Below are 12,451 nucleotides of genomic sequence, written 5' to 3'. Positions count from 1 at the left end.
GCTTACAGCTCCTTGCGGATGTCGACGATGCGCAGGATGCCCGCCACCATCAGGAGAACGAGGATGAGCAGCACCACGGCATTGGCGGCGGCGGCGGGATATTGCAGCAGCGACATCTGGTTCTTCATCATCAGCGCCACCGAGGCGCTCTGGCCGCCCGACATGACCTGTACGGTGGAAAAATCCGCCATGACCAGCGTCACGACAAAGATGGTGCCGATCGCCATGCCGGGTTTGGCGAGCGGAATGATGACATTGGTGAGGATCTGCAACCCGCTGGCGCCGGCGTCGCGAGCCGCCTCGATCAGCGATTTATCGATGCGCATCAGCGTGTTGAAGATCGGCGTGACCATGAACAGCGTGTAGAGATGCACCATAGCCAGAACCACGGCGAAATCCGAATAGAGCAGCCATTCGATGGGCGCGGGAATGATCCCGGCATTGACCAGCGTCGTGTTGATCAGGCCGTTTCGCCCCAGAACCGGGATCCACGAGATCATGCGGATGATGTTGGAGGTCAGGAACGGCACGGTGCAGACCAGAAACAGCACCATCTGCATGGTGGCCGTTCGAATGTGGAAGGCGAGGAAATAGGCAACCCAGAAACCGATGAACAGCGTGATCGCCCAGACGATCAGGGCGAATTTCAGCGTGTTGAGATAGATCTTCCACGTGACCCAGGAGCCGAGCGTCTCCTCGTAGTTGAAGGTGACGAAATCGGGATACATCTGGGCAAAGTCGTAGTCCCAGAAGCTGACGATGCCGATCATCAGGATCGGCAGCAGCAGGAAAGCGCCGAGAATGACGGCAAGTGGCGCGGCCTGGAGATAGGAGACCAGCCGCAGCGGCACCTGAATGACGCGCTTCGGCTTCGGCTCTCCGACGCCTATGAACCGCACTGTCGCCATGAATTCCGTCTCCCATCAAATTCGCTCAATGCGCCAGTCATTCGCTTCCGAACCTCAGCGGTCGAAGGGAACAAAGCCGTTGCAGCAGGTTTCCCTCCCCACAAGGGGGAGGGAGTCCGTCGAGACAGCCTCAAGCCGCGATGAATTCGTTCCAGCGGCGGACCATGTAGCGGTCTTCGTCCATGACGGAGTTCCAGCAGGCGACCTTGCCCATGCGCTCGACGAAGGAGCCGCCATCGCGCACGGCGCCGGCCTTTTCCATGACCTTGCCGTCCGGAGCGACGATATCGCCCTGGGCCGCCTTGCCTTCGATCCAGTAGCCCCATTCGTCGGCTGACATGTGTTCCTTGGCGGTGTCCATCGCCGCGGAATAGTAGCCCTGGCGGTTGAGATAGGCGCCGACCCAACCGGATGTGTACCAGTTGATATATTCGTAGGCCGCATCGAGCTGCGCGCCTTCGAGATGGGCTGCAAGGCCGAGACCGCCGCCCCACGAGCGATAACCTTCCTTGAGCGGCTGGTATTTGCAGGGGATGCCCTTGGAACGCACGGCGGCAACCGCCGGCGACCACATCGATTGGATGACCACTTCGCCCGACGCCATCAGGTTGACGCTCTCGTCGAAGGACTTCCAGAAGGCGCGGAACTGGCCGTCCTTCTTGGCCTTGATCAGGAACTCGATCGTCGTGTCGATCTCAGCCTTGGTCATATTGCCCTTGTCGGCATATTTGATGATGCCCATGGCTTCGCAGATCATCGCGGCATCCATGATGCCGATCGACGGGATGTTGAGGATCGAGGTCTTGCCCTTGAAGGCCGGGTCCATGATATCGGCCCAGGTGGTGATCTCGCGGCCGACCAGATCAGGGCGGATGCCGAGCGTGTCGGCGTTGTAGATGGTCGGAACCATCGTAAACCACTGGGTCTCTTCCTTGGCGAAAGTCTTGTCGCCGGGCTTTTCGACGAAGCCGACGGTATGCGGTGCCGTGCCCTGGGCGATGACGCTGTCCGGCGTCAGCTTGCCGGTTTTGAACAGCGGCACGATCTTGTCGTAATATTTCAGCTTCTTGACGTCCATCGGCTGGATCACGCCGGCCGGGTAGACCTTTTTCAGGATCCAGTATTCGATGTCGGCAATGTCGTAGGAATTGGGCTGGGTCACGGCGCGCTGGGCGGCGGCGTCCGAGTCCGTCGCGGTCATCTCAAGCGTGATGCCGAGGTCGGCCTTGCACTTCTCGGCAATGGCGTTGAGGTTCGACACGCCGGTGCCGAACTGGCGCAGCGTGATCGGGTTCTGCGCCCAGATGGTCGGGAAACCGGTGATGGCGCCCGAGCCGGCGGCAAGGCCGGCAGCCGCAGAGGCGGTTTTCAGAAGCGTACGGCGGGTGACGCCCTTTGCCGTCTTGGAATTCTCAGTCATGCGCTGTTCTCCTGTTGTTGTGCTTTTACTTTTCCATGCGGCCGAGCACGATCGCGTCCGGCGCCTCCCATGAAAGCGGGATTGCTTCGCCGACACTGACCGGATTTGCAAAGAAGGCGGTGTCGTCGAGAATGACGGTGAAATCCTCGATGCCGCCGCCGGCGACCACGAGTTTGACGGTCGATCCGAGATATTCGACATTCGAGACGATGCCGGTGAAGCCGAGGCCGGCGGCTGGCGTTTCGCCGATCCGCACATGGTCGGTCCTGACGGCGATATCGACAGGCTCGCCTGCCTCGACCTGCCGCCCGAGGGCTGCAAACCGGCCGCCGCCCAGAACCTCCAGGACGATGCCGGTCGGGGTATTCTCGATGACTCGGCCGGAGATCACATTGTGGTCGCCCATGAATCGGGCGACGAAGGCGGTTGCCGGCGTTTCGAAAACCTCGCGCGGATGGGCGGCCTGCTCGATGCGCCCGTCATTCATCACGACGATCAGATCGGCCAGCGCCATCGCCTCTTCCTGGCTATGGGTGACATGTACGAAGGTGATGCCCAGCGTCTTCTGCAGCTTCTTCAACTCGGCCCGCATGCGGATCTTCAGGAACGGATCGAGGGCCGAAAGCGGTTCGTCGAGAAGCAGGGCCTCGGGATTGGTGATCAGGGCACGGGCGAGCGCGACGCGCTGCTGCTGGCCGCCGGAAAGCTGGGCCGGCCGACGGTTGGCATAGCCCTCCATCTGCATCAGGGTCAGCATCTCCAGCGCCTTGGCGCGGCGCTCTTCCTTCTCGACGCCTTTCATCTTCAGGCTGAAGGCAACATTGTCGACAAGATCGAGATGCGGGAACAGGGCATAGGACTGGAACATCATCGCCGTGCCGCGCTTGGCGGGCGGCAGATCGGTGACCACCGTGTTGCCGAGCCGCACGTCGCCGGAGGAAATGCTCTCGTGGCCGGCAATCATCCGCAGGGTGGATGTCTTGCCGCAGCCTGATGGACCGAGCAGGCAGCAATAGCTGCCGGCCGGGATCTTCAGGCTGATCTTGTCCACAGCCACGGTGTGACCGTAGATCTTGGACACGGCGGCGATATCGATTTCTGCTGCTTTGGTCATTCAGCGCTCCCAATCCTTAGCGAGAGGGATGCATGCGGTGTGCCAGTTTCAGGCTCGCAGCCTAAGCTGTTGGAATCGCCGGGCTATCCCGGCACAATGGATGGCAAGCGTTCCGCCGTCCAAAATGAATGCACAAAAAATCAGTTTTGCATTCAATCCAATGGTCAAATTGTGGACAATCGCTTCGGAGGTTTTTCAATGCCCATATTTCCATCCGGCCGCGATGCGGATAGAAAGGCTTTGCACACGGGATACTGCCATGAATATCGCACACAAGACACCGGCCAATTTGGATGCCAACCAGGAAGACCGCGCGCAGGCCATTCGGGATTCCCTGCGCGATGCGATCGTCGACCGAAGGCTGACGCCCGGCACCAAGCTGTCGGAGGCGGAAGTCGGAACGCTGTTCGATGTCAGCCGCACGGTGGTTCGTTACGCCTTGCAGATGCTGGCCTTCGAAGGGCTGGTCCGCACCGAGCGCAATCGCGGCGCGTTCGTCTCCATCCCGACGCCGGAGGAGGCGCGCCAGATTTTCGCCTCGCGCCGGCTGATAGAGCCGGGCATCGTCGCTGCTGCCGTCGAGCGGATCACGCCCGACGATATCGGGGCCTTCCGCAAGCAGCTTGACGAGGAAGTGCGCTTTATGAACGAGCGGGGACCGGTGGCCCGCCGCGCCGAGATCAAGGCCTCCGGCGATTTTCACCTGATGCTCGCCGCCGTCGCCGGCAACGGTATCCTGCAGCGTTTCATGGACGAGTTGGTGGCCCGTTCGTCGCTCGTGGTGGCGCTCTACGGGCGATCCGGGGTGTCGAGCTGCGGCCACAACGAACATTCCGCCATTCTCGATGCGCTGGCCAACAAGGATGTCGCGCGGGCAAGCGACCTGATGCTGCACCATATCGATCATATCGAGGCGGATCTCGACCTGCGGGTCAAGGAAGGCCTGGCGCTGCGCGATGCGCTGAGTTCGTGACACACGCGCAAATGAAATGAAAAGGCCTGCCGGTCTTTCGACAGGCAGGCCCTTAGAACGTCACAGATGGAGTATCAGATATTCTCGGCGATCGCCTCTTGCGCGCGGGCCTGTTCTTCCTCGCGCTCCTTGCGGTTGTAACGGATGGACGACCACAGCGAGATGCCGATCAGGCCAGCGCCGCCAAGGCCGGTGATCACTTCGGGGATATGTACCAGGGTCTGGAAATACATGATCACCGAGAGGATCAAGATGGCGTAGAAGGCGCCGTGTTCCAGGTAGCGGTATTCGGCAAGCGTTCCCTTGTCGACCAGCATGATGGTCATCGAACGCACATACATGGCGCCGATGCCAAGGCCGATGGCGATGACGAAGAGGTTCTGCGTCAGCGCAAAAGCACCGATGACGCCGTCGAAGGAGAAGCTGGCATCGAGCACTTCGAGATAGATGAAGGCACCGAGGCCGCCCTTGGCCGCTTCCGTCATGGTCTTCTGCGATGCGTCGAGCAGACCACCCAGCACTTCGACGGCCAGGAAGGTCAACAGGCCATAGATCGCCGAATAGACGAAGGTGGTGGCTTCCTCGCCGTCAAGGAAGTTCGAGAACACTAGGATGAGTGCCAGAACGAAAGCGATCTCGATGCCCTTGATGGTCGCCGAACGGGCCATGTGCTTCTCGATAAAGCTGATCCAGTGCACTTCCTTCTCATGGTTGAAGAAGTAGGTGAGCCCGACCATCATCAGGAATGTGCCGCCGAAAGCGGCGATCGGCAGATGCGCCTCGTTCATGATGCGGGCATATTCGGCCGGCTCGCGGGCCGCCAGAATCAGCGCATCGATCGGACCGATGTCGGCCGCGATCACCACGATCAGCAACGGGAAGACGATACGCATGCCGAACACGGCGATGACGATACCCCAGGTCAGGAAGCGATGCTGCCAGACGGGCGTCATGTCTTTCAGCTTGTTGGCGTTGACGATGGCGTTGTCGAAGGAAAGCGAGATTTCCAGGACGGCCAGAACGGCACAGATGAAGAAGGCCGTCGCCATGCCGCCCAGCGTGCCGGTCGACTGCCAGCCGAGCCAGGCGCCAAGAAGAAGGCCGAGGGCGGTGACGATGAAAGCCCATTTGAAGTAGCCCAGCGCACTGCTGTTGTTCGAAGGCGTGCTCATGAGCGTGCCTCCGGATGTCCTGCAGGGCTTGGAACGAATATCGAGGCGCGCCGACCCATAGGGACATGCGCGTGAGGCATGGTCAGAATTGTCATATTCTTGAATCCGCCGGCTCATTTGCTGGCGGTACCGACATCACGAGAGCGCCGTAAACTCTCGCCAGAGGGGCCCGGCACCAGTGTTAGACCGCAGGCGACCAAGTCGACGACCACGGAACACGGTCGTTCTCGCTGAAGTCTGACCTTCCGTCAAGAGCTTCGGCAATTGCCGACCGTGTACAGGTGCCCATATGGGGCCGCTTCGTCGGATTTCCACTGGTTGAGGCAGGAGTCTATGCCTGAAATGGATCATTTTCGTTCATCTCGAGACGTTTTGGGGAGGGAGAGTCCGCCGGTATCGTTCGATAGTTCGAACTTTAGCGATAGCGTAAGAACTAATTAAATGTCGAGACGCTAATCTGCATCCTCACATATTGAAGCGACAGCCATGCTCCTTGAGTTACAGAACTCTATCCTCGAAATGATAGCCAGGGGCGAGCCCCTGAAAGCGACCATTGATCGGCTTTGCGCGGCCGTGGAAGCGTCTGTGCCGGGGATCGTCTGCTCCGTGCTGTCGGTTGATCAGCAAGGGTTGCTGCATCCTCTATCCGGCCCCTCACTTCCCGCCCATTACAGTGCAGCGCTGGATGGTGTCCCCATTGGTCCTTGTGTTGGCTCCTGCGGTACAGCCGCTTTTCTTGGTCAGCCGGTTACCGTCGTCGATATCGAAAATGATCCGCTCTGGGCTGATTTCAAGAGCCTTGCCCTGCCGCTTGGCTTTCGGGCGTGCTGGTCGACGCCGATCATCAGTTCCGGCCGCGTGACTGGGACGTTTGCGTTCTATTTCAAGGAGAGGCGCGGTCCGAGCGAGATCGAGGAGCGGATAGTTGCGGCCTGCGTCCATCTCTGCGCCATTGCACTGGAGCGCAACGAACGGGTCAACGAACGCCAGCGTCTGGCCTATACGGACGTCCTGACCGGCTTGCCGAATCGTGCCAGCTTCAATCTGGTGCTGGCGGAACAGGGTGTCAAACACGGCTGGGGTATCCTCTTGGCCGACATGGACAATCTCAAGCTGGTCAACGACACCTTCGGTCATGGGGCGGGCGATGATTTGATCAAGGCTGTTGCCGACCGTATTGCGTCGGTTGCCGAAACCGGCCGGACCTTCCGGCTTGGAGGCGACGAGTTCGCTGTCATCGTCAACAGCGGGGACGGCTCGGAGCTTGCTTTGGTCGCCGCAGAAATTCTCCAGACGCTGAAGGCGCCAAGTCTTTGTGGCGGGCACGTGGTGTTCCCAGCGGCAACGCTGGGCGGCGCGGTGGCTGCGGTCGGCGACACGCCCGACCAGGTCCGGCAGAATGCCGACTATGCGCTCTATCACGCCAAGGAGCGCAGCCGTGGCCAGTATATCGAATATGTCCCTGGGCTTGGCACTGCCATCACCCGCCGGTTCCGGGCGATCCATGATGTCAGCCTGGCCCTGAGCGAAGGACGCATCGACGCGCACTACCAGCCGATCGTTCGTCTTGAAAGCGGCGACGTCGTCGGCTTTGAGGCCTTGTGCCGTATGACCACGAAGACCGGCGAGATCGTTGCCGCGGCAGATTTCCAGGAGGCGATGAAGGACGCCCATGTGGCGGCGCAACTGACACTGCAGATGCTGCAGCGCGTTGCCGCGGACATGCGGCGCTGGCTCGACCTGGGCCTGCCGCTCCAGCATGTCGGGATCAACCTGTCGGCCGCCGACTTCCACAATGGCAACCTCCAGCCGCGCCTCAGCGAGACATTCGGCAAGGCCGGCGTACCGTTGAAGCACCTCATTCTGGAGGTGACGGAATCGGTCTATCTCGGCCAGCGCGACCATGTCGTCGCCGATGAGATCAAGGCGTTGCGACAGCGCGGATTGCGAGTGGCGCTCGACGATTTCGGAACGGGCTTTGCCTCGTTGACCCATCTCCTGACGGTTCCCGTCGATATCATCAAGATCGACAAGTCCTTCATCGACCGGCTGGTGCCGGGCGATGGCGGCATTGCCATCGTCGAAGGGCTTCTGGGCATTGCCGAGAAACTCGGTATCCGGGTGGTCGCAGAAGGCATCGAGACCAATGCACAGGCTCGCCAGTTGGTGGCACTGGGCTGCCGGCTCGGGCAGGGATATTATTTTTCAAAAGCGGTCGACCGCGACGAGGCGGTCATTCTTCTGCGGCGTTTCGGACAGACGGACAATCCGGCAGGACCTCAGCCCCTCACCATTCCCCGCCGCATTTCCGCAGCGACGTGATGCAGGATCGGTCGCCGGTCGACCTTGGCGCGGAAGGTCCGCCGATCAGGCCTTCGTGTCGCGGATCGCGGCTGCCAGGGTTTCGTTGATCCGGTCCTGCCAGCCAGGCCCCTCCTTCTGAAAATGCTCCAGCACGGCGCTGTCGATCTTCAGGGAGACGAGTTCCTTGGTATTCGGCGGGGCGGATCTCTCGACGGCGGGAGCGGGCGGCCGTTTTGCGGGCTTGAAAAGCGCTTCAGCGGCATCCTTGGGGTTTACCGGCCGGCGGGGCGTATAGGCCATCTCAGTTTATCCTCGTGGCGTCCGACTCAGCAAAGGCGATCACCGGTCAAACACCCCCTAGTCGATGGCGAATTTCCGGCGCCCCGTCAAGGGCAGCCTTGGGCGGTGCTGCTGGCGCGATGCTAGAGAGCGGCCGTTTCGGTAGGTTGCGGATCGGCGTCGGGCGTCTCGATGCTGCGCTGGAACAGTGCGGCGATCAGATCGGACTGGGTGACGATGCCGACCACGCGGTTCTCCGCATCGACGATCGGCATATGGTGGAGCCCGGTATCGGCCATCGGCGGAACGAGCCTGGCGATCCGGGTTTCCGGCAGCGCGGACTGGACGCGGCGTGTCATGATGTCGGCGACCGTATCGAGCGGCGGCCGCTTTCGCAGGCGCGCGATCAGCCGATGGTTGAGGCCGAGCCGCAGTCGGCCGTCCTGCGACAGAACCGAGTGCTTCATGAAGTCGGTCTGGGTGACGATGCCGACCAGTTCGCCAATGGGCGAAACGACCGGAAGCGCCTTGATGCTATGCTTCAGTAAAAGCCGCCATGCTGCGCGCAGGCTTGTCGTCGGCGATACGGTGATCAGGTCGCGCGACATGATCTCGCCGCAGGTGATTTCTCCGGTCCTGCGGCTATAGGCCCTGATTTGGGCCTGATGGAGCAGCGCGTCGAGTTCGTCCGGGCTGACATTGACGATCTCGTCATATTGTTCGAGCACGGCTGTCAGGTCGTCCGGCAGGGTGCCGATCCGATGGCTTGGCACGTCGTCGGCGGTGCGATGTGCCGACCGGCCGGTGGCCGGTATCAGATGGGGATATTGTCGGCCGGTGACATTGTTGAAGGCAAGGGCGGTTGCCAGCAGGATGAGGGTATTCAACCCGACTGGCGACAGGACGAACCAATAGCCCGCCTCATGGATCGATGCGCCGCCGAGGACGGCCGTCAGGGCCACGGCACCGCTGGGCGGATGAAGGCAGTTGAGAACAAGCATGGCGCCGATCGAGCAGGCGATGGCTGCAGCAGACGCCAGGATCGGGTCCTTCAGGGCGAGGCTGCATGTGACGCCGATCAGGGCCGATACGATATTGCCGCCAAGGATCGACCAGGGCTGGGCGAGCGGGCTGGTTGGCGCGGCAAACAGCAGCACGGCCGAAGCGCCGATCGGCGCGATCAACAGCGGCAGGTTGACATCCTGTCCGATGGCGTAGCGGCTGACGAGGCCGGTCAGCAGGATGCCGACCAGCGCTCCCAGCGAGGAGCGTAGGCGTTCGGCAAAGCTGACACGGGCAAGCGCCGGGCTCAGTCGCTTCAAAAAGGCTATTGGCGTGACCATGGGCACCAGTAAACGGACAGATTGCCTATTCTGTTATCACGTAGCCTATGAATTGTGCATAAATGGCTGACTAAAATTGCACCCATTTGTGGAATTTCCATCTTTCTCCGCTGGTGTTCTGTCAATGACGGGCGCTGGCGCCGATTTGATCCCGGCCGGCACTGTTGACAGCAGTCAACCTCGGCACGCCATGTCCGCTGTGCATCGATGCCCGGAAGCGCGGCAATCGTTAAAATGCCGTTAACCAAAAAGGACTTGACGCGACTCATGCTTTCAAACACCCTCTTACGGAAGGACGCGGATCTGAGTGAATTCGCCGTAAATAGATCGGTCTGCTGTTAGCGTCTCGTGATCGCGTATATCTTCGCCAACGAGAATCGGGCAGATTGATGGATGCTAGCCGAGTTTTGCGTTTCCGGCCATGAAGGCTGCGGGACAGCAAAAGCCGGCTTCAGGACTTTGGAGAACAGGATGGCAATTCCGTCCAGTACGGTAACAGAGGTGGCTCCCTTGCGCTCGGCCGATGAAACGATTGCGGAAGATGCTCAGGCGCTGTCCGCGCAATTGAAGGCCATGCGGGAACGGCTGTTCCCGCCGGCATCGAGAAAGACCCTGCGCAGCTTTACCTCCGGAGAGGCGGCGCGGCTGATCGGCGTGTCGGACGGTTATCTCCGGCAGCTGTCGCTGGCCGGCGATGGACCGCAACCGGAAGTCGGAACAGGCGGGCGGCGTTATTATACGCTGGCCGATATCGATGCGCTGCGGCATTTCCTGGCCGAACAGGCGCTGGCCAAGGGCAACGGCGCTAAGGCGCGAACCTATGTGAAATGGCGCGATCCGGAACGCGGCGAGCATCTGCAGGTCATTTCGGTCACCAATTTCAAGGGCGGTTCAGGCAAGACGACGTCGGCCGTGCATCTGGCGCAATATCTTGCCATGACCGGTCACCGGGTTCTGGCGGTCGATCTCGACCCGCAGGCTTCCCTCTCGGCCCTGTTCGGCTACCAGCCGGAACTGGATCTCGTCGGCAACGACACGCTTTACGGCGCCATCCGCTATGACGGTGACGTCCGTCCGCTGAAGGATATCATCCGCAAGACCTATTTCCACAATCTCGACCTGCTGCCGGGCAATCTCGAGTTGCAGGAATTCGAGCATACCACGCCGCGTGCCCTGGCCGAGCGGCGCGACGGCGCGGCGGACGGTCTGTTCTTCACCCGCGTCCAGTCGGCTTTGCAGAGCGTTGCCGATAATTATGATGTGGTGGTGCTCGATTGCCCGCCGCAGCTGGGTTACCTCACCCTGTCGGCGCTCTGTGCCTCGACATCGGTGATCGTCACCGTCCACCCGCAGATGCTCGACGTGGCGTCGATGAGCCAGTTCCTGTTCATGACGTCTGACCTGCTTGGCGTGGTGCGCGAGGCCGGCGGCACGCTGAACTTCGATTTCCTGCGCTATCTGGTCACCCGCTTCGAGCCGCATGACGGTCCGCAGACCCAGATCGTCGGCTTCTTGCGCTCGCTGTTCGGGTCGCGTGTGCTGACTGCACCGATGCTGAAATCGACGGCGGTATCCGATGCCGGTTTGACAAAGCAGACACTTTACGAGGTTGGTCGCGAGAATTTCAGTCGCGGCACCTATGACCGAGCCATGGAATCGCTCGACGCGGTGAATGCCGAGATCGAGCAGCTGATCCACACGGCCTGGGGGCGGTAATCGATGGCAGGAAAGAACCGTAAATCCGAGCTGAAGGCGCTTTTCTCCGATCCGGTCCCGAGCGGTCCGGCGCCAGCTAACCCTGCGCTCGAGGTGAAGGCGGAACCCTTGCCTCAGACCGGCAATGCCGCGCCGACCGCGGTTGGTGGCGATGCGAGTGGACCCTCGACGCCGTCCGGTTTTACGTCCCGGACACCGGGTCCTCGCGTTGCTTCCGGAGCCGTAAAGGCCATGGGCCTGTCGCTCACCTCGATTACCCGGGAGGCCGAAGAAGCAAAGGCGCTGCGTCAGGCGTTGGAGGACGGCGAACGGATTATCGCGCTCGATACCGACAAGATCGACTCCTCTTTCGTGTTGGACCGACTGAGTGAAGAGGAACGCGACGACCCGGATTTCCTGGCGCTGGTCGACAGCATCCGCGACAGCGGCCAGCAGGTGCCCATCCTCGTGCGCCGCCACCCGGATATTTCCGGGCGCTATCAGGTCGCCTATGGCCATCGCCGGTTGAAAGCCGCCCGGCGCGTCGGCATCGCCGTCAAGGCGATCGTGCGAACGCTTTCGGATGACGAGCTGGTTCTGGCCCAGGGTAAGGAAAACGCCGAGCGGCGTAACCTGACCTTTATCGAGCGGGCGCTGTTTGCCAAGGCTCTGACGGAGCGCGGTTTCGACCGCAAGCTGGCTGGCGAGGCGCTTGCCGTGCAGAAAAGCGAGCTGTCGCGGCTGATCCAGGTGGCCGACAGCGTGCCGATCCGTTTTGTTCGGGCCATTGGCCCCGCGCCGAAGGCCGGACGGGATCGCTGGATCGCGCTCGGACAATTGCTGTCGACGGGAGCCGGCGTCGAAAAGGCTGCCGACGAGGTGCAGACCGAACGGTTCAAGTCGGCCTCAAGCGACGAGCGGTTCCAGATGCTGTTCGACCGGCTGTCGCGCCGGGCAAAGCCGGAAAAGGCGGAGGCCGAACAGCTGAAGGGTCCTGACGGCAAGGTGTTCGCAAGGATCAGCCAGCAGGGACGGGGTGTCAAGATCGAGTTCCTCGGGGATGTCGACCCAGGCTTTGTCGACCGCTACGGCGAGCGGCTGGCGGCGGATTACGCAGCCTTCGTCGCCGCGTCCGCTTGAAACAGGTGAATTGCGGAGCGCCTGCGCTCCGCCATACGCATAAAGAGATTTAGGAAAGGAAGCTCAGAGCCAAGAAAAAAAGGCCCCCAAAACGTCACCATTT

10 protein-coding genes are annotated in these 12,451 nt (G+C 61.2%); 4 read left to right on the top strand and 6 right to left on the bottom strand.

Translation table 11 applies throughout. The annotated features are described in order from the left end of the window. Positions 1-2 precede the first annotated feature (2 nt). The 3 genes from HFC70_RS20425 to HFC70_RS20415 all read right to left on the bottom strand — a co-directional run bounded on the left by HFC70_RS20425 (position 3) and on the right by HFC70_RS20415 (position 3,442). On the bottom strand, positions 3-908 hold the full coding sequence (locus HFC70_RS20425) for an ABC transporter permease (protein ID WP_168475136.1): 906 nt from the start codon (positions 906-908) through the stop codon (positions 3-5). A 130-nt stretch (positions 909-1,038) separates the two neighbouring features. Then, complete coding sequence (locus tag HFC70_RS20420; protein WP_168475135.1) at positions 1,039-2,328, bottom strand: PotD/PotF family extracellular solute-binding protein; 1,290 nt, start codon at positions 2,326-2,328, stop codon at positions 1,039-1,041. A gap of 25 nt (positions 2,329-2,353) precedes the next feature. Further along, positions 2,354-3,442 carry an ABC transporter ATP-binding protein gene (locus tag HFC70_RS20415; protein WP_168475134.1) on the bottom strand — a complete coding sequence of 363 codons (1,089 nt, stop codon included), beginning with the start codon at positions 3,440-3,442 and terminating at the stop codon, positions 2,354-2,356. Between the two features lie 259 nt (positions 3,443-3,701). Between HFC70_RS20415 and HFC70_RS20410 the strand changes: the two genes are divergently transcribed. After that, positions 3,702-4,415 carry a GntR family transcriptional regulator gene (locus tag HFC70_RS20410; RefSeq protein ID WP_168475133.1) on the top strand — a complete coding sequence of 238 codons (714 nt, stop codon included), beginning with the start codon at positions 3,702-3,704 and terminating at the stop codon, positions 4,413-4,415. 74 nt (positions 4,416-4,489) lie between these two features. Here HFC70_RS20410 and HFC70_RS20405 read toward each other — a convergent pair whose 3' ends face one another. Beyond that, positions 4,490-5,587: a DUF475 domain-containing protein gene (locus HFC70_RS20405; protein WP_168475132.1), complete on the bottom strand. Its 1,098-nt coding sequence runs from the start codon at positions 5,585-5,587 to the stop codon at positions 4,490-4,492. 486 nt (positions 5,588-6,073) lie between these two features. Between HFC70_RS20405 and HFC70_RS20400 the strand changes: the two genes are divergently transcribed. Then, positions 6,074-7,909: a bifunctional diguanylate cyclase/phosphodiesterase gene (locus HFC70_RS20400; protein ID WP_168475131.1), complete on the top strand. Its 1,836-nt coding sequence runs from the start codon at positions 6,074-6,076 to the stop codon at positions 7,907-7,909. 45 nt (positions 7,910-7,954) lie between these two features. On the opposite strand, the gene HFC70_RS20395 is transcribed toward HFC70_RS20400, so the two are convergent. Continuing rightward, a complete protein-coding gene (locus HFC70_RS20395) occupies positions 7,955-8,191 on the bottom strand; it encodes a BrnA antitoxin family protein (protein WP_168475130.1) in 237 nt (78 codons plus the stop codon). Between the two features lie 122 nt (positions 8,192-8,313). Next, a complete protein-coding gene (locus tag HFC70_RS20390) occupies positions 8,314-9,513 on the bottom strand; it encodes an HPP family protein (protein WP_168475129.1) in 1,200 nt (399 codons plus the stop codon). A gap of 471 nt (positions 9,514-9,984) precedes the next feature. Between HFC70_RS20390 and repA the strand changes: the two genes are divergently transcribed. Further along, positions 9,985-11,229: a plasmid partitioning protein RepA gene (gene repA / locus HFC70_RS20385; RefSeq protein WP_168475128.1), complete on the top strand. Its 1,245-nt coding sequence runs from the start codon at positions 9,985-9,987 to the stop codon at positions 11,227-11,229. A gap of 3 nt (positions 11,230-11,232) precedes the next feature. After that, positions 11,233-12,348, top strand: a complete 1,116-nt coding sequence (repB, locus tag HFC70_RS20380) for a plasmid partitioning protein RepB (protein WP_168475127.1) — start codon at positions 11,233-11,235, stop codon at positions 12,346-12,348. The last annotated feature ends 103 nt before the right edge of the window (positions 12,349-12,451 follow it).

The organism is Agrobacterium sp. a22-2 (genome assembly GCF_012276985.1).
GTDB lineage: Bacteria > Pseudomonadota > Alphaproteobacteria > Rhizobiales > Rhizobiaceae > Allorhizobium.
Note: the sequence above shows the minus strand (reverse complement) of the source record. Positions and strands in the feature narration are given on the sequence as shown.